Origin of the sequence: Flavobacterium sp., assembly GCF_046073885.1 — a bacterium.
Classification (GTDB): Bacteria; Bacteroidota; Bacteroidia; order Flavobacteriales; family Flavobacteriaceae; genus Flavobacterium.
Genome location: NZ_JBJTND010000063.1, coordinates 1 through 21,903, shown reverse-complemented (window position 1 = coordinate 21,903; position 21,903 = coordinate 1). Strand labels below are relative to the sequence as shown.

The 21,903-nt window shown below is 34.2% G+C and carries 22 protein-coding genes and 1 pseudogene; 12 read left to right on the top strand and 11 right to left on the bottom strand.

Annotation, left to right across the window (positions count from 1 at the left end; genetic code table 11):
- The first annotated feature begins 63 nt into the window (after positions 1–63).
- On the top strand, positions 64–462 hold the full coding sequence (locus tag ACKOWY_RS08285; protein WP_408940970.1) for a DUF2721 domain-containing protein: 399 nt from the start codon (positions 64–66) through the stop codon (positions 460–462).
- 7 nt (positions 463–469) lie between these two features.
- On the opposite strand, the gene ACKOWY_RS08280 is transcribed toward ACKOWY_RS08285, so the two are convergent.
- From ACKOWY_RS08280 to ACKOWY_RS08265, 4 genes are all read right to left on the bottom strand, one after another.
- Positions 470–1,648, bottom strand: coding sequence for an AIR synthase related protein (locus ACKOWY_RS08280; RefSeq protein ID WP_408940969.1), 1,179 nt, complete (start codon positions 1,646–1,648; stop codon positions 470–472).
- A gap of 57 nt (positions 1,649–1,705) precedes the next feature.
- Complete coding sequence (locus tag ACKOWY_RS08275; protein WP_408940968.1) at positions 1,706–2,485, bottom strand: OmpA family protein; 780 nt, start codon at positions 2,483–2,485, stop codon at positions 1,706–1,708.
- 2 nt (positions 2,486–2,487) lie between these two features.
- Positions 2,488–3,363, bottom strand: a complete 876-nt coding sequence (locus tag ACKOWY_RS08270) for an OmpA family protein (protein ID WP_408940967.1) — start codon at positions 3,361–3,363, stop codon at positions 2,488–2,490.
- A 100-nt stretch (positions 3,364–3,463) separates the two neighbouring features.
- Positions 3,464–5,653 carry a glutamine synthetase III gene (locus tag ACKOWY_RS08265; RefSeq protein WP_408940966.1) on the bottom strand — a complete coding sequence of 730 codons (2,190 nt, stop codon included), beginning with the start codon at positions 5,651–5,653 and terminating at the stop codon, positions 3,464–3,466.
- A 191-nt stretch (positions 5,654–5,844) separates the two neighbouring features.
- Between ACKOWY_RS08265 and ACKOWY_RS08260 the strand changes: the two genes are divergently transcribed.
- The gene (locus tag ACKOWY_RS08260) at positions 5,845–6,789 is read left to right on the top strand and encodes a TerC family protein (RefSeq protein WP_408940965.1); all 945 of its coding nucleotides are present in this window, start codon (positions 5,845–5,847) and stop codon (positions 6,787–6,789) included.
- A gap of 61 nt (positions 6,790–6,850) precedes the next feature.
- Here ACKOWY_RS08260 and ACKOWY_RS08255 read toward each other — a convergent pair whose 3' ends face one another.
- On the bottom strand, positions 6,851–7,366 hold the full coding sequence (locus ACKOWY_RS08255) for a hypothetical protein (RefSeq protein ID WP_408940964.1): 516 nt from the start codon (positions 7,364–7,366) through the stop codon (positions 6,851–6,853).
- Positions 7,367–7,451: 85 nt separating this feature from the next.
- Between ACKOWY_RS08255 and ACKOWY_RS08250 the strand changes: the two genes are divergently transcribed.
- From ACKOWY_RS08250 to ACKOWY_RS08240, 3 genes are read left to right on the top strand one after another with little or no spacing between them, the layout of a single operon-like run.
- Positions 7,452–8,015 (top strand): DUF1543 domain-containing protein, encoded by a 564-nt coding sequence (locus tag ACKOWY_RS08250; RefSeq protein WP_408940963.1) that lies wholly within the window; start codon positions 7,452–7,454, stop codon positions 8,013–8,015.
- Between the two features lie 2 nt (positions 8,016–8,017).
- The gene (locus ACKOWY_RS08245) at positions 8,018–8,164 is read left to right on the top strand and encodes a hypothetical protein (protein WP_408940962.1); all 147 of its coding nucleotides are present in this window, start codon (positions 8,018–8,020) and stop codon (positions 8,162–8,164) included.
- Positions 8,142–8,528 (top strand): YchJ family protein, encoded by a 387-nt coding sequence (locus ACKOWY_RS08240; RefSeq protein WP_408940961.1) that lies wholly within the window; start codon positions 8,142–8,144, stop codon positions 8,526–8,528. The genes ACKOWY_RS08245 and ACKOWY_RS08240 overlap by 23 nt, the downstream gene beginning before the upstream one ends.
- Here the strand turns inward: ACKOWY_RS08240 and ACKOWY_RS08235 are convergent.
- Positions 8,525–9,001: a GyrI-like domain-containing protein gene (locus ACKOWY_RS08235; protein ID WP_408940960.1), complete on the bottom strand. Its 477-nt coding sequence runs from the start codon at positions 8,999–9,001 to the stop codon at positions 8,525–8,527. The genes ACKOWY_RS08240 and ACKOWY_RS08235 overlap by 4 nt on opposite strands.
- Before the next feature lie 10 nt (positions 9,002–9,011).
- Positions 9,012–12,437, bottom strand: a pseudogene (locus tag ACKOWY_RS08230) (methylmalonyl-CoA mutase family protein).
- Between the two features lie 146 nt (positions 12,438–12,583).
- Between ACKOWY_RS08230 and ACKOWY_RS08225 the strand changes: the two are divergent.
- The gene (locus tag ACKOWY_RS08225; RefSeq protein ID WP_408940959.1) at positions 12,584–13,321 is read left to right on the top strand and encodes a DUF4197 domain-containing protein; all 738 of its coding nucleotides are present in this window, start codon (positions 12,584–12,586) and stop codon (positions 13,319–13,321) included.
- 162 nt (positions 13,322–13,483) lie between these two features.
- Here the strand turns inward: ACKOWY_RS08225 and ACKOWY_RS08220 are convergent, their stop codons facing one another.
- The 3 genes from ACKOWY_RS08220 to prfA all read right to left on the bottom strand — a co-directional run bounded on the left by ACKOWY_RS08220 (position 13,484) and on the right by prfA (position 16,294).
- Positions 13,484–14,266 carry an alpha/beta fold hydrolase gene (locus ACKOWY_RS08220; protein WP_408940958.1) on the bottom strand — a complete coding sequence of 261 codons (783 nt, stop codon included), beginning with the start codon at positions 14,264–14,266 and terminating at the stop codon, positions 13,484–13,486.
- Positions 14,263–15,081, bottom strand: coding sequence for an orotidine-5'-phosphate decarboxylase (gene pyrF, locus ACKOWY_RS08215; protein ID WP_408940957.1), 819 nt, complete (start codon positions 15,079–15,081; stop codon positions 14,263–14,265). The genes ACKOWY_RS08220 and pyrF overlap by 4 nt, the downstream gene beginning before the upstream one ends.
- 139 nt (positions 15,082–15,220) lie before the next feature.
- Positions 15,221–16,294 carry a peptide chain release factor 1 gene (prfA, locus tag ACKOWY_RS08210; RefSeq protein ID WP_408940956.1) on the bottom strand — a complete coding sequence of 358 codons (1,074 nt, stop codon included), beginning with the start codon at positions 16,292–16,294 and terminating at the stop codon, positions 15,221–15,223.
- A gap of 102 nt (positions 16,295–16,396) precedes the next feature.
- Here prfA and ACKOWY_RS08205 point away from each other — a divergent pair, with 102 nt between their 5' ends.
- From ACKOWY_RS08205 to ACKOWY_RS08180, 6 genes are all read left to right on the top strand, one after another.
- Entirely contained in the window at positions 16,397–16,900 is a 504-nt protein-coding gene (locus tag ACKOWY_RS08205) for a DUF6265 family protein (protein ID WP_408940955.1), read from the top strand.
- Positions 16,901–17,073: 173 nt separating this feature from the next.
- Positions 17,074–19,248 carry a TonB-dependent siderophore receptor gene (locus tag ACKOWY_RS08200; protein WP_408940954.1) on the top strand — a complete coding sequence of 725 codons (2,175 nt, stop codon included), beginning with the start codon at positions 17,074–17,076 and terminating at the stop codon, positions 19,246–19,248.
- Between the two features lie 2 nt (positions 19,249–19,250).
- Positions 19,251–19,796: a PepSY-associated TM helix domain-containing protein gene (locus ACKOWY_RS08195; RefSeq protein WP_408940953.1), complete on the top strand. Its 546-nt coding sequence runs from the start codon at positions 19,251–19,253 to the stop codon at positions 19,794–19,796.
- 31 nt (positions 19,797–19,827) lie between these two features.
- Positions 19,828–20,439, top strand: coding sequence for a nuclease-related domain-containing protein (locus ACKOWY_RS08190; RefSeq protein ID WP_408940952.1), 612 nt, complete (start codon positions 19,828–19,830; stop codon positions 20,437–20,439).
- Positions 20,436–20,837: a lipocalin family protein gene (locus ACKOWY_RS08185; protein ID WP_408940951.1), complete on the top strand. Its 402-nt coding sequence runs from the start codon at positions 20,436–20,438 to the stop codon at positions 20,835–20,837. The genes ACKOWY_RS08190 and ACKOWY_RS08185 overlap by 4 nt, the downstream gene beginning before the upstream one ends.
- A 10-nt stretch (positions 20,838–20,847) precedes the next feature.
- Entirely contained in the window at positions 20,848–21,480 is a 633-nt protein-coding gene (locus ACKOWY_RS08180; RefSeq protein ID WP_408940950.1) for a hypothetical protein, read from the top strand.
- Between the two features lie 42 nt (positions 21,481–21,522).
- Here the strand turns inward: ACKOWY_RS08180 and ACKOWY_RS08175 are convergent.
- Positions 21,523–21,903: M20/M25/M40 family metallo-hydrolase (locus ACKOWY_RS08175; RefSeq protein ID WP_408940949.1), on the bottom strand; the 381-nt coding region annotated here is incomplete at its 5' end.

The window sequence follows — 21,903 nt, the reverse complement described above, 5'->3', positions numbered from 1 at the left end:
TCAACTTGCAGGTTTTTTTTTATAAATTTTATTATCGACCTTTGCATTTCAAATCCAACAATCATGACACTACACATAGAAACTCCTGCACTATTATTTTCGGCAACTTCCTTAATCTTATTGGCCTATACCAATCGGTTTTTAACCATTGCCCAAATTGTTCGCAGCTTGAAAAAGAATTATGACGAGGTGAAAAATAAAAGCATTTTAGTCGAAATAAACAACCTCAACCTTCGTCTTACTTTAATTCGCTACATGCAACTTTTTGGAGTTCTTTGCTTATTCCTTTCGGTATTTGCAATGTTAGTTTTGTTTCTAGAATGGCAAATGGCAGGCATTTATATTTTTGGCGCAAGCCTACTTTGCCTATTAATTTCTTTAGGAATTTCGTTTTGGGAAATTAGCATTTCCGTAAACGCCTTACGCGTTCATTTAAGTGATTTAATGGAAGTAGAAAAATAATTCAGAATTAATATTCAAAAGTTCCGTACTCACTGTTGATTGTAAGTTTTTTAGTAGCACTTTCTTCTACTCGACCCACAATTTGAGCAGCAACCCCAAACGATTCGGAGATTGCAATAATGTCGGCAGCAATTTCTTGAGGAACATACAATTCCATTCGGTGACCACAATTAAATACTTGATACATTTCTTTCCAATCGGTTTTTGATTGTTCTTGTATCAACTTAAATAAAGGCGGCACCGGAAATAAGTTATCTTTAATTACATGAACTCCTTCCACAAAATGTAAAACTTTGGTTTGTGCGCCACCAGAGCAATGCACCATACCGTGAATATCTTTTGAAGTGTATTTGTTTAAAATTGATTTAATAATTGGAGCATAGGTACGTGTTGGAGACAACACTAATTTACCCGCATCAATAGGAGAATTTCCAACAGAATCAGTAAGTTGTACCCCCCCCGAATACACCAAATCTTTTGGCACGGAACTGTCATAACTTTCCGGAAATTTATCGGCTAAATAATTAGCAAAAACATCGTGTCGCGCCGAAGTCAATCCGTTGCTACCCATTCCGCCATTGTATTCTTTTTCGTATTTGGCTTGACCAAAAGAAGCCAAACCTACAATAACATCTCCTGGTTTTATGTTGCCATTATCCACCACATCACTTCGTTTCATTCGCGCTGTAACGGTAGAATCTACAATGATTGTTCGAACTAAATCACCCACATCGGCCGTTTCACCACCAGTTGAATGAATTGTTACCCCAAATGATTTTAACTCCGCAATAAGTTCTTCGGTTCCATTAATAATTGCCGATAATACTTCGGCTGGAATTAAATTTTTATTTCTACCGATGGTAGAGGAAAGTAAAATATCGTTAGTCGCTCCAACACAAAGTAAGTCGTCAATATTCATGATTAAAGCATCTTGAGCGATGCCTTTCCATACGGAAATATCGCCCGTTTCTTTCCAATACATATACGCTAAGGAAGATTTAGTACCAGCTCCATCGGCATGCATGATGATGCAATAATCTTCGTCTTGGGTTAAATAATCGGGTACGATTTTACAAAAAGCCTTAGGAAACAATCCTTTATCAATATTTTTTATGGCATTGTGCACATCTTCTTTAGATGCAGAAACTCCGCGCAAGGCGTATCGTTGGCTATTATCAGAACTCATTTTGTAGTTGTTGTGTTGTGGTGCAAAGATAGTAATTTGAAATGCAATAAATCAACATTAATTATCAACTATCAAAATTTCAACCCTGCGGTTTTCATCTTCTTCTTGAGCATTTTTCTCAGGAATTGGATGAATAGGTCTAGTAACTCCATACCCTTTAAAAGACAATCGTCTTCTATCTATTTTATTTACAACCAAAAAATTGTAAATAGCTCTGGCTCTGGCTGTAGAAACGCCATCTATTTGCCCCGGAAGTTTGCAGCAAATATGACCTTGAATTTCAATTTTAAGCTTTGGATTGTCGTTCATCAAACACAATAAATCGTATAATACCGGTTGTGATTTAGGTACAATCTTAGCTGAATTATTGAAAAAATAAAAGTTTGGCAATCGAATTAGATCTCCTTTTTTGGAATCTTTATATTTATCTTTTAACTTAGGTTCTGCAGGAATTTCAACAGGAATTGGCTTTTTTACTTGATAAATAATAGTAACACGTCTGTTCTCTCCTTGCACATCCGATTGAACAAAATCTTCTCCAAACCCTCTAATTTCCAAATCTTTAACTACTTCTATTTTGCTTAACTTCAAGAAATCATAAACCGTTCGCACTCTTTTCATGGCTAACGTATCGTTATACTCATTGGTTCCTTTTGAATCACAAAAGCCATACAACTTAGAAACTTGATAATCTTTACCCTGTGCAATCCAAGTATTTATTTTTAGTACCGCATCGTTGGTTAAATCAAATTTATCAAAGTCAAAATAAACGTCTAATTTTTCTTGTGAATAGAAAAACTGAGGCAGTATTAATAACAGGAAATAATATTTTTTCATTCTTATTTATCTAAAATCATAATTTCTACGCGTCGGTTTTGAGCGGCTTCGTAGTCACTTTTTTCGGGTATTGCAAATTTAGGTTTGGATACCCCAAAACCCTTGGTTTTAATTCTTTTTTCTGAAATTCCTTCCGAAACCAATATTCTTTTTACTTGTTTCGCCCTTTGGGTAGAAAGTCCGGTAGCATCTCTATAAACACAACAAATATGCCCTTGTATTTCTATTTTCAAATCAGGAAAATTAGTTAACACATAAATTAATTCATCAATTGAACGCTTAGATGTTGGCATTATTGCAAAAGTATTCACATAAAAATTAATATCACTCAATCGAATCAAAGTTCCTTTCTGAGATAGTTTAATTTTCTCTTCTAAAGTGGCATTTACTGGAAAATTCATAGCCTCCTCTTCAATCGGAATCAATTCGGGAGTTACTACTTCTGTAGCTTTGGGCTCTTCTTTTTTTATGCCTAAAATTTCGTTTTCACGAGCAAAATCTTTAGGAAGTAAATAAAAAATAGTGGCTTTTCTATTCTGAGCTTTATTTGAAGCTTGTTTGAAATTCTCGCCAAAACTTATGGTCTTAAAATCTTCTCTAATTTTAATCTTATCTTTTATTTGATTATAAATAAACGAAACTCTTCGCTTTGCAAGAGTATCATTAAAACCTGAAGTTCCATCTTCATCGGTAAATCCATGAATGGCAATGATTTTCACTTCTTTATTTGCCGTTATCCAATCCTGAATTTTTTTGAGTTCCAATTTAGAACAAACCGATTTGTTGCTTTCAAAAAACACCGAAAACTGCTCTTGAGCACTAGCAAATGTAACCGCAAGCAACATAAAGAACCCAAAAAGGTATTTTTTTCTAATCATGAAACGAAAATACACAAAATAATTATACTTGAGCAAATTTAGATTCAATAAAAAACCCGATTGAAATTCAATCGGGTTTATATATACTTTAGATCATTAATTATCTTGTAAATAATAACTCTCTGTATTTCGTTAATGTCCAAGTTTCATTATCAACAAGCAATTCCAATTTATCGCAATGTTCTCTAATTACATCAAAATAAGGTTTTACTTTATCGCAATACGACTCTGCCATTTTTTGAGCATCTGTTAACGCATTTGCTTTTTTACGCGCTTCAGTCATCGCTTCCACTTGAGAATTGATTCCTTCAATATGTTCTGAAATTTCTTTGATTAATATAATTTGCTCTTTTGCAATTTTTTCAAAGTCTTTTCCAAAGATTTCTTTCAATCCACGAACGTTTTCAATTAAAGTATTTTGGTAACGAATAGCTGTTGGGATTACATGATTACGAGCAATATCTCCCAGTACTCTTCCTTCAATTTGGATTTTCTTAGTGTACTCTTCCAATTCAATTTCGTAACGTGCTTCAACCTCTACGTGGTTCATTACATTTAATTCAGCAAACAACTCTAAAGCTTTTTTAGAAACTTTAGCTTTCAATGCAGCTGGAGTAGTTTTATGATTACTTAAGCCACGTTTTTTAGCTTCTTTTTCCCAAGCATCGCTGTATCCATCTCCTTCAAAAAGGATTTTTTTAGTTTCTTTAATGTACTCTCTTAACACATTAAATATAGCCTCGTCTTTCTTTAAATCTTTAGTTTCAATCAAAGTATCTACCGCTTTTTTAAAGTCTTTCAATTGCTTAGCAACAATAGAATTTAAAGTGGTCATTGCATTCGCACAGTTTGCAGAAGAACCAACCGCTCTGAACTCAAATTTATTTCCGGTGAACGCAAAAGGAGAAGTTCTATTTCTATCGGTATTATCCAACATAACATCTGGAATTTTACCTACTACATTTAATTTTAAATCGGTTTTTTCTTCAGGAGAAAGTTTTCCATTAGAAACACCTTCTAATTCTGCTAACACTTTTGATAATTGATCTCCAATAAATACTGAAATAATAGCAGGTGGCGCTTCATTTGCTCCAAGACGGTGGTCGTTACTAGCAGTTGCAATAGAAGCACGAAGTAATTCTTCGTATTCATTAACTGCTTTAATCGTATTGATAAAGAACGACAAGAATTGTAGGTTACTCATTGGCGTTTTCCCTGGAGATAATAAATTCACTCCTGTATCAGTAGCCATTGACCAGTTGTTGTGTTTACCCGATCCGTTTACTCCTTTAAATGGTTTTTCATGGAAAAGCACTTTAAAGTCATGACGCTCTCCTACTTTAGACATCACATCCATTAATAAAGAGTTGTGGTCTACAGCTAGATTGGTTTCTTCAAAAATTGGAGCCAACTCAAATTGGTTAGGCGCAACTTCGTTGTGACGTGTTTTTACCGGAATACCCAATAACATACACTCTTCTTCTAATTCTCTCATATAATTTAAGGCACGAGAAGGAATTGATCCAAAATAGTGGTCATCTAATTGTTGCCCTTTTGCAGAAGTATGTCCAAGTAATGTTCTACCTGTCATTACGATATCTGGACGAGAATTAGCCAAAGAAGAATCAATTAAAAAGTACTCTTGCTCCCATCCTAAAGTCGCTGTTACTTTCTTTACATTTTTATCAAAATATTTACATACTTCAGTTGCTGCTTCATCAACAGCATTTAAAGCGCGCAATAATGGTGTTTTATAATCTAATGCTTCACCTGTATACGAGATGAAAACGGTTGGGATACACAAAGTAGTTCCGAAAATAAATGCAGGAGATGTTGGGTCCCAAGCTGTATATCCACGAGCTTCAAAGGTATTTCTAATTCCTCCATTTGGAAAAGAAGAAGCATCTGGCTCTTGTTGTACCAATTGACCTCCACCAAATTTCTCAACAGGATCTGAACCATCATATGAAGTTTCAAAAAACGCATCGTGTTTTTCTGCTGTAGTTCCTGTTAATGGTTGAAACCAGTGTGTGTAATGGGTCACCCCTTTAGAAAGCGCCCATTCTTTCATTCCCATTGCGATATAATCAGCTAATTTTCTGTCAATTTTAGTTCCATGCTGAATTGCATCTTTAACTCCTTTGTAAGCATCTGAAGTTAAATATTGCTTCATTGCTTTATCATTGAATACATTTGATCCAAAAAGATCTGATTTCTTACCAGATTCTTCAAATTTTACAGGTTTTCTACCTGAAGACTCATTTAATGCTTGAAAACGTAAAGTTGACATAATTGTTAATATTAAAAGTTATACCCCATTATTTTGATGCAAATATAGCAATTTTTTAATCATAAATAATTTATACCCTATTTTTTTAGGGGTTAAAATAATAATTTATTAACAATTTGGATTTATTGTGCTAATAAATCAAAAATTAGATTTTACCATAATATTATATATTTGTAAAAAAGTCTGTATTTATGGTTTGGCCACTATTCATTATCTTTATTCTACTTTTCTTGGCTTTAGATTTGGGTGTTTTTAATAAAAACCCTCATATTATAAGTTCCAAAGAAGCTGGAATCTGGACTGCTATATGGGTTACTTTATCCATCGCTTTTTCAGGAGTGATCTATTGGTTATACCTAAATAGTTATTTAGACAACCCAAACCAATTAAAACCAATAGCAGCCTCGGTAAAATTTCTTACCGGCTATTTAATTGAATTATCATTAAGTGCCGATAATATATTTGTTATTGCAATAATATTTTCATCTTTTAAAATTGCTCAAAAACACCAACACCGCGTCTTGTTTTGGGGAATAATTGGGGCAATCGTTTTTAGAGGAATTATGATCTATTTTGGAGTGCTCTTGATTCAGAAAATAGATTGGATCACCTATCTTTTTGGAACCTTCTTATTGTTTACCGCAATTAAAATGTTCTTTAAGAAAGAGGAAGAAGATTTTAACCCAAAAGACTCAAAAGTTTACAAAATTATCGGAAAGATAATTCCGGTAACACACCACCGCGACAACGAGCATTTTATCATAAAAGAAAACAATAAAAGCTATGCTACACCGCTGCTAGTAGCGTTATTAGTAATTGAAGTGATGGATGTAGTATTTGCAACTGATAGTGTTCCGGCAATCTTAGCCATAACTTCGGATCCGTTTTTAGTATTCAGTTCTAATATTTTTGCAATTTTAGGATTGCGTTCCATGTATTTTTTCTTAGCAAATATGCTTCAAAAATTCAGCTATTTGGAATACAGCTTGATCGCCATTCTGTTTTTTGTTGGAATTAAAATGATTCTTATTCATTTCTATAAATTTCCTGAATGGATTTCCTTAAGTTTTATCGCAATAGCTTTGGCTACTGGAGTTCATATTTCTCTCAAATTAGCAAAAAACGAATCAAATTAAAAAAGAGGCTGCACTTTCATACAACCTCTTTTCAAACAAACAAACTATAGACCAACCAAATCTATTTTATTTTAAGAACTTTTTCAGGATTAATATGGTAGGCATTTGCAACCGCATAATAATCATTAAAGTTTACTGTATTTACATTTTTATTTCCAAAGAAACCCGGAATTACAACTACTCGCAATACCTGATTGATACGGTAAGCATTTGTCACTCCTCCTAAGTCAAAACCTTCCATAAAGATATTCACATCATATTTTGTGAAATCAAAATCATACCTAAAATCCAATGCACCCGAATTTAAATAATAGGATTCAGGAAGTAATTTCCATACATCTGCCCCATTCACAACACCAGAAAGACGGTAGACCAAAACCATATCTGAAGAATAAATAGCATGGGGATAAGTAATTAAATTACTAAAGTTATTTGTAGTAGTAAATGATCTTGTATATTCCCACACTTCACTAATCGTGTCGTTATCGACTGTAGCTACAGGTGTGGTTTCGTGTACTGTACAACTTTGAAAAGTAACTATTCCCAAAAAAAGGAAAAGAAGTGTAATTTTTTTCATGATTTCATATATTAGGTTAATTACTTAAACCCTTTCAATACTTGTGCCAAACTTTATTATTAACAAAAAAATGTACCTTTGGCAAATGAAAAACACAACAAAACTATATATGATTATGCTTGGCTGTCGTCCTGAAGGAAGGTATACCGAGCAACACGATATTTTTTTCGGAATTGGAAATTCATTAAAAGAACTGATGCCGCAAATGAAAGAATTTTGGCCCGAAGCCAAAGGTCGATTTCATATTGACGCTTGGCGTGAAGTGAATTTTGTAGAAAACTATCAAATTGAAATCGTACCCAAAGGCACTTCAAAAGAGAATTCCTCACAATTGTTTTTCATCAATTTAGGAGGTTATAAAGAAAATGAATTTGAAGAATACCATTATAAATTACTGGCCGTTGGCGATTCATTATCCGAAGTAACCAAAAAAGCAAAAGAAACAACTTTCTATAAACATTTTGGATTTAAGGGTGCCGTTTCCCACATTGATGATAAATTCGGAATTGATATTGACGACTCCTATAATGTAAAAGAAATTCTGCTTCCTACGTACACTAATCAATATGAAATTCAAATTTCGATAGCAGAGAATATTACCGAAGATGTTTTACATATTGGATATGTAAAAATCGATACACTAAAATAAGCATGGGAAGAAACAACGAACGCAATATCAAAAAGCACAACGACAAACTTCATAAAGAGCAAGATAAAGCCAAGGCAAAAAAAGTAGCTCGAGAAGAAAAACTAAAAGCAATGGTGCGAAAGTTTAATGAAAGTAAAAATAATGGCTAATTGTTTTTGTGGCGCTAACTCCTCTTTTGAGGAATGCTGCCAAATTTATTTAAGCGGCACACAACATGCACCAACTGCTGAGACCTTAATGCGTTCTAGATATTCGGCTTATGCTACTGGAAATGCGGATTACTTAGTTGCAACCACACATTCCTCTACAAGAAAACTTCACAAAAAAATAGCTATTTTAGAATGGAGTAAAAGCAACCATTGGATAAAATTAGAAGTTTTATATTCAACCGAAACTACCGTAAAATTCAAAGCCTATTACCTAGATTACAGAGGCATAGATCAAGTTCACGAAGAGCTGTCTACCTTCGTATTTGAAAATGGAAAATGGTATTATGTAGATGGCGAATACTAAACTTTACTCTGAATCGGAATCCAAATTTCTTCCTCCGAATCAGGGTCATTATTTTTATATTTCTCTCCTAATATTTCAAATTGCGGATGATTTCCTAATTCATATCCAGAAGTTGGAAGCCATTGGGTGTAAATAGCATTAAAAAAAGCTGCTGCACCACTTTGATCTCCTTTATAACTAAAAACAGCGTACATTTTTTCTTCCAAAACTAAAGTATCCATTCCCTCGGGAATAAAATCAAAGTTTGAAACTGCCACTGCAGCCCATTTTACAAATGGAGTAGTCGGACTAAAATCAAAATTTTTTGGATTGATTTGAATGTTATACAATTCGCTTCCTACAGTATTTTGAATTTCTTTTCTGCGAGGCATGAATCCGCTCCACAATTCGAAAGCACGGTAATCAGCGTAGGTAAATGAAAGGTTTTTACCTATAAACTTTGTTTGTGGAAAAGTTTTTATTTTTGGATTCATTTGATACAAATTACATATTGCGTCTATACTGCCCACCCACTTCAAATAAAGCGCTGGTAATTTGTCCTAACGAACAAACCTTCGTTGCTTCCATTAATTTTTCAAAGATATTTTGGTTGTTAATTGCAGCTTCCTGAATTGCATTCAACTCACCAGATACTTTTTCTTCGTTTCCTTTGTGAAGGTTTTGCAACATATCAATTTGATATTGTTTTTCAGTTTCTGTTGCACGAATAACCTCTGCCGGAATTACCGTTGGCGACCCTTTAGAACTCAAGAAAGTATTCACCCCAATAATTGGAAATTCTCCGGTGTGCTTTAACGTTTCATAATACAAACTTTCCTACTGAATTTTAGAACGTTGGTACATAGTTTCCATTGCGCCCAGCACTCCACCACGCTCAGTGATTCGGTCAAATTCTTGCAACACCGCATCTTCCACTAAGTCGGTTAATTCTTCAATTATAAACGAACCTTGAATTGGGTTTTCGTTTTTCGCCAAACCTAATTCTTTATTAATAATCAACTGAATCGCCATTGCTCTTCGAACCGATTCCTCTGTTGGCGTTGTGATGGCCTCATCATAAGCATTAGTATGCAATGAATTACAGTTGTCATAAATAGCATACAACGCTTGTAGCGTAGTACGAATATCATTAAAATCGATTTCTTGTGCGTGTAGTGAACGCCCTGAAGTCTGAATGTGGTATTTCAACATTTGGGCTCTTTCGTTGGCTCCGTATTTATTTTTCATGGCTTTCGCCCAAATTTTACGCGCCACACGGCCAATAACCGCATATTCCGGATCAATTCCGTTTGAGAAAAAGAACGATAAGTTAGGTCCAAAATCGTTGATGTTCATTCCGCGACTCAAATAATATTCTACGTAAGTGAAACCATTAGCTAAGGTAAATGCCAATTGAGTAATTGGATTGGCACCGGCCTCTGCAATGTGATATCCAGAAATAGAAACCGAATAAAAATTACGAACATTCTCTTTAATGAAATATTCTTGAACATCTCCCATTAATCGCAAAGCAAATTCGGTAGAAAAAATACAAGTATTTTGCGCCTGATCTTCTTTCAAAATATCCGCTTGAACTGTTCCACGAACTTGTGATAAAGTTTTTATTTTGATATCAGTATACACATCCAAAGGCAATACTTGATCTCCGGTAACACCCAAAAGCATCAATCCTAAACCATCGTTTCCTTCTGGTAATTCGCCTTGGTATTTTGGTCTAATAGTTCCTTTTTGCTTATAAATCTCACTGATTTTTTTCTCAACTTCAGCTTGAAGATTATTTGCAATAATATATTTTTCGCAATTTTGATCGATCGCCGCATTCATAAAAAAGCCAAGCAACATTGGTGCCGGACCATTAATAGTCATCGAAACTGAAGTCAACGCATGCGTCAAATCAAAACCAGAATACAACTTTTTAGCATCATCCAAACAACAAATAGAAACTCCGGCATTTCCAATTTTCCCATAAATATCTGGGCGCACATGCGGATCATTTCCGTATAAAGTAACCGAATCAAAAGCGGTAGATAATCGTTTCGCAGGCAATCCGGCGCTTACATAATGGAAACGTTTATTCGTTCTTTCAGGCCCACCCTCACCAGCAAACATTCGGCTTGGATCTTCACCTTCTCTCTTAAACGGATACAATCCAGAAGCGAAAGGAAATTCTCCAGGTACATTTTCTTGTAAATTCCATTTTAAAATATCGCCCCAAGCTTGGTATTTTGGCAAGGCCACTTTTGGAATTTGCGAATGCGATAAACTTTCGCTGTGTGTTTTAATTTCAATGACTTTATCACGAACTTTAAAACTATAAATTGGGTTTTTATATTTGTTTACTTTATCCTCCCAAGTTAGGATTATCTCCCAATTGTAAGGATCAAGATTCATTTTCACACGGTCGAATTCTTTATAAAGTAATTCCAAAAATTGATGAGATTCCTCCTTCGTCGGAATGACAATATTCACTAAACCAACTTTAGTTAATTCCGGTGGTTTACCTGAAACGGTTTCAATGGTTTTATATATTCCGTATAATTTTTGGGCAACTTCAACCTGCGACAAAGCAGTTTCATCATATTTTCTATTGTTTTCTGCTATTTCAGATAAATAACGGGTTCTGTGCGGTGGAATCACAAATACTTTTTCACTCATTTCGCGAGTGATTTGGAAAGTCGATTTTAAATCGACTCCCGTTTTCTCTACAATTTTATCCATGATTGATTTGTAGAGTGTATTCATTCCTGGATCGTTAAATTGCGAAGCGATAGTTCCAAATATTGGCATCGAATCAATATCGGCATCCCATAAATTATGATTTCTTTGGTATTGCTTTTTCACATCGCGAATCGCATCCAAAGCACCTCTTTTATCAAATTTATTCAGCGCTACCAAATCGGCAAAGTCCAACATGTCGATTTTTTCCAATTGAGTAGCCGCACCAAATTCGGGAGTCATTACATACAATGAAACATCGGAGTGATCCATGATTTCAGTATCACTTTGACCAATTCCGGAAGTTTCTAAAATTATCAAATCATATTTTGCCGCTTTTAATACTTCGATGGCTTCGTTTACATATTTAGACAAGGCCAAATTGGATTGACGGGTTGCCAACGAACGCATATAAACTCTTGGATTATTGATAGCATTCATACGAATACGGTCACCAAGCAAAGCGCCGCCTGTTTTTCTTTTGGAAGGATCAACCGAAACCAATCCGATTGTTTTTTCTGGAAAATCAATTAAAAAGCGACGCACTAATTCGTCTACCAAAGACGATTTTCCGGCACCACCGGTTCCGGTAATTCCAAGAACTGGCGTTTTATTGTTTTCATTTTTCTTATGAATTGCATCAAATGCTGTCTTTGCAATTTCTGGGAAATTCTCTGCAGCAGAAATCAATCGGGCAATTGCAGTTGGATTTTTATCTTCAATATGAGCTAATTCATCTTTTAAAATAGCACCAACGGGATAATCAGATCGTTGCACCAAATCATTAATCATTCCTTGCAATCCCATGGCACGACCATCATCTGGAGAATAAATTCTTTCGATTCCGTAAGCATGCAATTCGGCAATTTCGGTTGGCAGAATTACTCCACCGCCGCCACCGAAAATTTTAATATGACCCGCGCCTTTTTCCTTTAGCAAGTCATACATGTATTTAAAATACTCATTGTGCCCCCCTTGATAGGAAGTCATTGCAATGGCATTTGCATCTTCTTGAATGGCTGTATTCACTACTTCTTCTACACTTCTATCGTGACCCAAGTGAATTACTTCGACACCAGTGGCTTGAATTATTCTTCGCATAATGTTAATGGCAGCATCATGACCATCAAAAAGAGATGCAGCAGTAACAATTCTTACTTTATTTTTAGGAATGTAGGGCGTTTGTAGTTCCATTAGTAATTTTTATTCAAATTTGAGAGCGCAATTTACGAATTTAATAATTTTATTGCCTTCAAAATTATCTAAATCTTTGCCGAAATTTGTGAATTCAAAATTAAGGCATACTATTTGCATAGACCTTAAAAACAATATTGAATACTATGAAAAAAATTATCCTATTAGCACTAATTTGCCCTTTACTTGGGATAGCACAATTGAAAACAATTCCGAAAAAATTGCCTACAAAAACAAATATCACCTTACCTAAAATTGGAGGAACTACAAATAGCTCAACTATTGATATTGCAGCGGGATTAAAAGAAGCCTTGAATAATGGAATCACTAAAGAAGTTTCCAAATTGACTGCCGTGGATGGTTTCTTAAAAAACGAAGCGGTGAAAATATTAATTCCAGAGGAATTGCAAAAAGTAGAAAGTACCTTACGAAAACTCGGGATGGGTAACTTAGCCGACCAAGGGATTGTGGCCATGAACCGAGCAGCTGAAGATGCAGTGAAAGAAGCAACTCCTATTTTTGTTTCGGCGGTAAAAAACATGACAATTACCGATGCGAAATCAATATTAATGGGTAAAGAAGATGCTGCAACTGTTTACCTTCAGGGTGCAACCACCAAAGATTTGTACTCTAAATTAAGTCCGGTTGTGCAACAATCCATCGGAAAAGTGGGAGCCGACACCATTTGGAACACTATAATCAGTAAATATAATTCAATTCCGTTTGTGAGTAAAGTAAACCCTGACATTACCGATTACATCACCAACAAATCGATGGATGGGGTTTTTAAAATGATTGCAGTGGAAGAAAAAAATATTAGAACCGATTTAAAATCGAGAACCTCCCCTTTACTGCAAAGTGTATTTGGATTATTAAATAAGTAATTTAACAATTGTTTATCGAAAATAACATTCACTTAACATAAGTTAACTATACTATTCAGATATTTGCATCGTTATAAATAATCATTTATAATTTTGTTTGGTTTAGTTAGAATAAAGATTGCCAATGTAGGAGAAGCATTGGCTTTTTTTTATTTAATTTACTCAATTTTGACGAATAAATGCTATCACCGACTCGTTAAACAAAATCGGTTGTTCTACATTTACTACATGACCGCAGTTTTCGATGACAAATAATTGAGCAGATTTGGTATGTTTTGCTACTACATTTCTAACCGACGGTAAAAACATGTAATCTTCTTCACCCATTACATAAAAAGTGGGGATATTTAATTCTTGTTGGCGGAACCATTTTAATACCGGGTTGATTTCGGCCGTGAGATTAAACCAACGAATAAATTCTTTTTGATATAATTTCTTGGCTTCATTGATAAACAACAAACGCGATTGTTTGTGGTTTTTATTGGGCATGATTACAAATGCAAAAAATCGGTATAAAACCAAATAAGGCAACACATACTTAAAGGTATTTCCCAATCGCATTAAGATTTGAGATCGGAAATTCATTTTTAATATGGCACCGCCCATAACCATACTTTTTACTCTACTGGGATGTTCTTCCGCCAATTGCCTGATTACAATTGTACCCAGTGAAATACCAATAAAATGGGAGGTTTTAATTTTTAGATGATCCAATACTTCCAAAACATCTTCAGCAATAGATTGAAAGGTATATTTTTTATGGAACGCTTTTTTGAATTGATGGTTCGAATTGCCGTGCCCTCGTAAATCCAACAACAAGACATTGAAGTGTTTTTGAAATTCGCGAATTTGTTTGAACCAAATAGATGAACTTCCTCCTGCGCCGTGCACAAAAGTCACCCACACGCTCGACTGCTCGTTTTTATATAGTGTATATGCTATCAAAGAGATTGAAGTATATCTTGCATTTCTTGTTGCATTTTCAAAGCTTCTGCTCTTGCTTTTTCTGCAAAATCGGTTTCTTTTGATGCGTAGATAATTCCGCGAGAGGAATTAATTAACAACCCTACATTGGGGTTCATTCCGTATTTACAAACTTCCTGCAAGCTTCCTCCTTGTGCTCCTACTCCGGGAACTAACAAGAAACTATCCGGAATAATTTTTCGTATTTCTGTAAAATAGTCGGCTTTGGTTGCACCCACTACATACATTAAATTCTGCGAATTTTTCCATGATTTTGAGGTTTCAATAACTACTTTATATAGTTCTTTGCCTTCAACATTTTTAGTTTGGAAATCAAAAGCCCCTTCATTGGAAGTCAAAGCCAACATAATGGCATGTTTGTTTTCAAAAGCCAAAAATGGTTCCACCGAATCTTTACCCATATAAGGCGCAACAGTAACCGAATCAAAATTTAAATCCTCAAAAAAAGCTTTGGCATACATGGTTGATGTATTTCCGATATCGCCCCGCTTTGCATCGGCAATGGTAAAAATTTCGGGATGCTTTTCATTCAAGTAGTTAATTGTTTTTTCTAGCGATTGCCAACCTTTAATTCCGTAGGCTTCATAAAATGCCGTATTGGGTTTATAGGAAACACACAAATCGTGAGTAGCATCAATGATTGCTTTATTGAATTCGAAAATTGGATCTTCAAGTTCTAATAAATAGGCTGGAATTTTGGTTAAATCAACATCCAAACCAATACACAGAAAGGATTTTTTGAATTTGATTTGCTCGATAAGTTGTGTAGTTGTCAAGGCACTAGGTAATTTGTAGTTTGTAACTCGTTATTGCACAAAGTTAGTTTAAAGTTTGGTAACCACAAAAACTCAACTTATTCAAAAAACAAAAGCCAAACTATTTCTAGTTTGGCCCTTATATATACTCTGTTATTATTTACAGTACTTCGCTTTCTTTCAGTTTTTCCATGTTGTTTACCAACTGAAGTTCTTCAACAAATTTCTGAATTTTTCCGTTCATCACCCCATCCATATCAAAAACATCCAAACCAATTCGGTGATCGGTTACACGACCTTGCGAATAGTTGTAAGTTCTAATTTTAGCCGAACGGTCACCCGAGCTCACTTGAGAAGAACGCTTGGTAGCATCTTCGGCTTGTTTTTTTGCCAATTCTTGCTCGTACAAACGCGATCTTAATACCTCAAGTGCTTTATCTTTGTTTTTATGTTGCGATTTTTGATCCTGACATTGCGCTACCAATCCGGTTGGAATGTGGGTTAAACGCACGGCAGATTTTGTGGTATTCACCGATTGCCCTCCAGGTCCTGAAGAACAAAAGAAATCAATACGCACATCATTCATGTCAATTTGCACGTCAAATTCTTCGGCCTCTGGAAGCACCATTACCGTTGCTGCAGAAGTATGCACACGACCTTGCGTTTCGGTTTGCGGTACACGTTGCACACGATGTACACCGGCTTCAAATTTTAAAGTTCCGTAAACATCTTCTCCGGTAACTTCAAAAATAATTTCTTTGAATCCACCCGAAGTTCCTTCGTTCATATCCACCACTGAGGTTCTCCAACCGCGGGTTTCGCAGTATTTAGTATACATTCTAAATAAATCTCCAGCAAAAATGGAAGCTTCGTCTCCACCCGTTCCGGCACGAATTTCAACCATAACATTTTTAGCATCTTCGGGATCTTTTGGAATCAACATGAATTTGATTTCTTCTTCCAATTGCGGCAAACGTTCTTTAGCTTCGTCCAATTGCATTTTGGCCATTTCTACCATTTCGGCATCACTGCCATCAGCGATAATTTCGTTGGCTTCTTCTATATTTCCAGTAACATTAATCAATTCTTCACGCTTCTCCATTAAATCTTTAAGTCCTTTGTACTCTTGATTTAATTGAACGTAACGCTTTTGATCAGAGATAACATCAGGTTGAATAATCAAATCTGAAATCTCGTCAAATCGTTGTTTTACATATTGAAGTCTCTCTAACATTTTGTATTCTTTATTTTGGAGAGCAAAAATAGTAAATAGTGTTCAGTTGGCAGTGTTCGGTTGGTAGTTTTTTTATAATATTGTGGTATTAAATATAGATTTATGAGAAAAATTGCCTTTACACTTGCAATTACTGCCCTAACTTTCGTCTTTTCATGTAATAAATATGATGCAAAAGGAAATCTAATTAAGAACTATGAGGAGCTTGAAAAAGCGAAATGGCTGGTGGGCGAATGGGAAAAAACCGACAGTCTAGGCACCCTAATTGAAATTTGGCAACCCAACAACGACAGTACCTACACAGGAGAATCTTATTATATTCAGAATGAAAAAGACACGATTCATAATGAGCAAATTGAATTGTTGCAAGATCAAGAGCATTTAATTTACTCTGCTACGGTAACGGGTGAAAACAACAATAAAGCCATTCCGTTTCAACTGACCAAAGATGAAGACAGTTTATTGGTTTTTGAAAACCCGAAGCACGATTATCCTCAAAAATTGGAATACCGATTATTAAAAAATAAGTCGGTGTCAATTACGGTCTCAGGGAAAGAAAGAGGAAAAACGAGTAAAACTACTTATCTACTGAATAAAAAAAAATAAGTCCAAAACACCTTCAAATCATCTAAAACTTGCTTATTAGCAAGTTTTTTTTATTTGTAAAATACTGAAAATTTGCGATTTAGAAAATACTATTTTTATTTATTCTAAATAAATTTTGCAAAATAAAATACGTCAATTATATTTGCATAATTATTTTTATTAAATCTAAATAAATGAGAAAGTTTGCACTTCTATTTTTACTTACAAATACAATTTCAACAAGTTTCTATGCCCAAACAGCAACTAAAAACGAGGATTTTTATGCTCTACTAGACACGGTAAAAAATCTTAAAGGACATAAATTAAAGGATGTTACCATTGCTAATTATCCACAAAAAAACCCTTTGAATCTTGGCAAAGCCGGGATAAAACCAATGGATTTGCCTCAAGCTCAAGCTGTAATTACAAATGTTGTTTTAACGAACCAACAAACCAACTCTTTAACCGATATTTTAAAAAACACCAATGGAGTTTACATCATGGGAACTACAGGAGGTTATCAAGAAGAAATAGCATCGAGGGGTTTTCCGTTGAGTAGTTCCAATACATTTAAAAATGGAATTCGTTATTTTAATGGAATGCAAATTGAAACCAGTGGCTTGGAAAAAGTGGAGCTTTTAAAAGGAAGTGCAGCTTTATTATTTGGAAATGTAGCTCCTGGAGGTATTTTAAATTTGGTTACCAAAAAACCAAAGAATGAATTGGGCGGTGAAATTGGTATTCGCTATGGAAGTTTCAATACAATTAAACCAAATTTTGATTTCTATAATTCACTTGGAAAAAATAAATCGATTGCATTTAGAATCAATGGAAGTTTTGAAAAAGGAGACAGCTTTAGAGATTTTGTCCAATCGGAACGCAGTTATATCAATCCATCGATATTAATTAAATTTAATTCTAAAACAGAATTGCTCCTTGAAGCCGATTACATTAAGGATTCCAGAACCCCCGATTTTGGAGCTGGGATCTACAATTACCAAATCTTGGATTTACCACGAAGCCGCTTTTTGGGTGTTAGTTGGGGATATTACAACAGTAAACAAGCTTTGAGTACGGCTACCCTAACCCATACTTTATCAGAAAATTGGTGTGTTTCATTTATCAATTCGATTCGATTTTTTGAAACCGATTTATTTTCCAACACGCGCCCAAACCCCGTTGTTGGCGGAAATATTACGGCCAATGGTGATTGGACTAGAAGTATTCAACGTACTGAAAACAAAGACAATTATTTTATTCAACAAGCCGATTTGAAAGGTAAATTTCAAACCGGAAAAATTAACCACCAATTTTTATTTGGATACGATATAGAAAGTTTTAAAACCTACACCACTGCCTATAAAAATTATATGAATTATGATGTAATCAACATAAATTCCGATTACAATCCGAGTTTAGAACCAGCAATTCCAACTTTAGACAAAAATACTTTAACCACTACTCCAATCAATCGGTTTGGAGTTTACATTCAGGATTTAGCTCACTTAACCAATAAGTTTAAATTGCTTGCAGGGATAAGATACAGTTATCAAGACACCCAAAGTGAGGTATTCACATATGCAACTAAATCTACGATAAACTCAACTAATTATGATGGTGCTTTTTCACCCCGATTGGGATTGATTTATCAACCTTCTACCAATGTGACATTATTTACCAGTTATTCCAATTCATTTGAAATTAACACGGGTCAAGATGAATTGGGGAATACTTTAATACCTTCCATAATTGATCAATATGAAATAGGAGTTAAAACCAAGATAGTAAAAGAACGCTTGTATGTTAATATAACTGGTTATCAAATCACCAATGAAAATTTCTACCAACAATCTTTAAGCAACGGAAACACCTATTCTTACATTAAAGTATTGGCTGGCGAAGTACAAAGCAAGGGTGTGGAAATTGATGTGATTGCAAACCCAATTAAAGGGCTTTCAATACTAGCTGGATATAGTTTTAATGAAACAAAATATGTAAAAAGTTCCTATTTTATTGAAGGAAGTGAATTAAAATACAACCCAAAAAATACAGCCAATTTCAATATAAATTATAATTTTGAAAAAGGAACATTAAAAGGTTTAGCTTTTGGCTTGATCAACACCTATTTTGGCACCCGCTACGCCGGAAGACCTACGCGAGTTCAAATAGCAAATGATACCAGAAAGTTAATTTACGTTAAGGATTACTTTCAAATTGATACAACAATTACCTATACCTTTTCAAACTGGACCTTACGAGCTAAAATTAGTAATTTGCTCAACGAATTGAATTACAACATACACGACGACAATAGCTTAAACCCTATTGCTCCAAGAAATTATGCTGCATCACTAACTTACAATTTTTAAAAATGAAACAACTTAAAATTAGAGAACTACACCGCGACTTAGGCTATTTTTACATTGGATTGATTATTTCTTTTGCGCTTTCGGGTATCTTAATGAACCACCGCGATAGCTTTCATGCCGAAAAATATACCACCGAAACAAGATTGGTTGTAGTTAAAGTACCTCAGGAAAGTGAAGTTACCGATGAATATGCTGAAGAGCTAGGAAAAAAGCTGGGCATTGACGATAAATTTCGCCGTCAAAAGATGGACGATGGAAAACTGAAAATCTCATTTGAAAAGAACGATGTAGAAATAGATGTGAAAAGTGGCAAAGGCGAAATCACCACTTTTATTAAAACACCTATCATCAGCTCTATGATCAAGTTACACAAAAACACTTCCAATTGGTGGATTTACTATGGTGATATTTTCGGACTTTCATTAATCACGATAGCTATTACGGGAGCTATTATGATCCCTGCAGGTAAATTTAGTTTTAAAAGCCGAGGTTGGAAATTGGCTTTAGCAGGAATAATTATTCCGTTGCTGGTATTGTTGTTTGTATAGGATTTATTTTGAGAATTTACTTAAGTAATAAATGGAAGTAGTACTAATTATTTTTTTTCTATTAATTATCCTCTCAAATTTTTATAAATCAAAGATTAAAGGGATAATTGGAGAAAAAACCGTTTCATCAATATTAAACTTATTAGATAAATCAGAATATAAAATAATTAATGATGTTGTTCTAAAAGCAGGAAATACAACTACTCAAATAGATCATTTAGTCATATCTAATTTTGGAATTTTTGTAATTGAAACAAAAAATTATAAAGGTTGGATTTTGGGATATGAAAACTCAGAATATTGGACTCAAGTAATATTTAAAAGAAAGGAAAAATTTTACAACCCAATTAGACAAAACTTAGGTCATATAAAAGCAATAAAAAATTGCCTCAATGAATTTTCAAATATTGAATATATATCTATTATTGCATTTTCTTCAAATTCTGAGATTAAAGTTAAAACGACAACTGATGTTGTATATACTTATAAGTTAATTCCAACAATAAAAAAATATTCAAAAACAAATCTAACTGAAAAAGAAAAAGAGGAAATATTTAATAAAATAAATGAGGATAATATCAGAAAAACTTATAATAAAAAACTGCATGTTAAATACATAAATGAAAAATTAAAAAGAGTATGAAAACAATTAAATTACTTATTTCGTTAGTTTTTTTAAACTTGATTTCTTGTAACAAAAGTGATACAGTTAACACTCCAAACACCTTAGTTGGCACATGGAAATATAGCGAAATGTATGCCGATCCAGGAAATGGAAGCGGTGTCTTTACCCCTGTAACCAGCAACAAAACCCTAACATTTGACGCTAATGGCACTGTAACTTCTAACGGCTCCTTGTGCGATATGTCTACTGCATCCAATGCTAGCTCAACTGGAACTTATACTGCGACAACAAACACAATAATTCCTAATAGTTGTCCAAGTTCAAATATTATTTATGAATTTTCAGGCACCTCACTAATTTTAAATTATCCGTGCATTGAACCTTGCAAAGCAAAGTTTGTAAAATTCAATAATTAGTAATAAATAAATGAATTTAAATAAATTAATAGTAGCACTTCTGCTGTGTATCAATAACAATTTGATTGCACAAATAACGACTACTTCTGATAAAATTAGTATTGAAATCGTTAAGTCAAAATTAGTTGATAACGTAAGTGTATTTGGAATCAGACAATTGGCTGTAAAAAGTTCCGATTTAAGAAAGGTACTGATTAAAACTAAAATTAAATCGACAGAAGAAAACAAAACTAAATTGAGTGCATTTTCACTTTTAGATACAAACAATAATATACGTTACCGTCTTGCTGATTATAAAGGATATACAGGCATTATTGGAGAACCGGAATTAATTCCGTTTAGAAAAAATAGATTATATAAAGATAACGGAAAAGAAATAGATAATTATTGGTTACCCGAATACAATGAATCTGAAAAAGACTATTTTAATGACTTTGACAAAGAAGGCTACACTAATTTTGAATTGAAAATTAACTTTGGTACATCCGAGAATCCTAAATTAAGCATTTTGTATTTTGGAGAAACTAGCTATGAACGATTTACAGCCGAATTATTTTTTGCAATTATTGCCGATAATAAAGATTCTAACTACGAACTCTATTACAAGAATGAAAAGATAAGTGACATTACATTTAATAAATAACTTTATTAAAAAAAGCTCCGAAATCAATCGGAGCTTTTTTTTTTAATTCTTAACTGGGATATTTTCTAAAATTTCCAATACAAATTTCCAGAATTTTTGAGAAGAAGAAATACTTGCTCGTTCATCTGGGCTGTGGGCACCGTGAATGGTTGGACCAAAAGAAATCATGTCCATTCCTGGATAGTTCGTTCCTAGAATTCCGCATTCCAATCCGGCGTGACAAGCGGCAACATTCGGTTTGGTTCCGTTTTGCTTTTCGTATATTTTAACCAATAAGTCTAATATTTCCGAATTTACATTTGGCGTCCAACCAGGATAGCTTCCTGCAAAAGTTACTTCACAACCAAATAATTCATACGCCGAACGCAAAGCATTAGCCAAATCCATTTTAGAACTTTCCACCGAAGAACGGGTTAAGTTTTG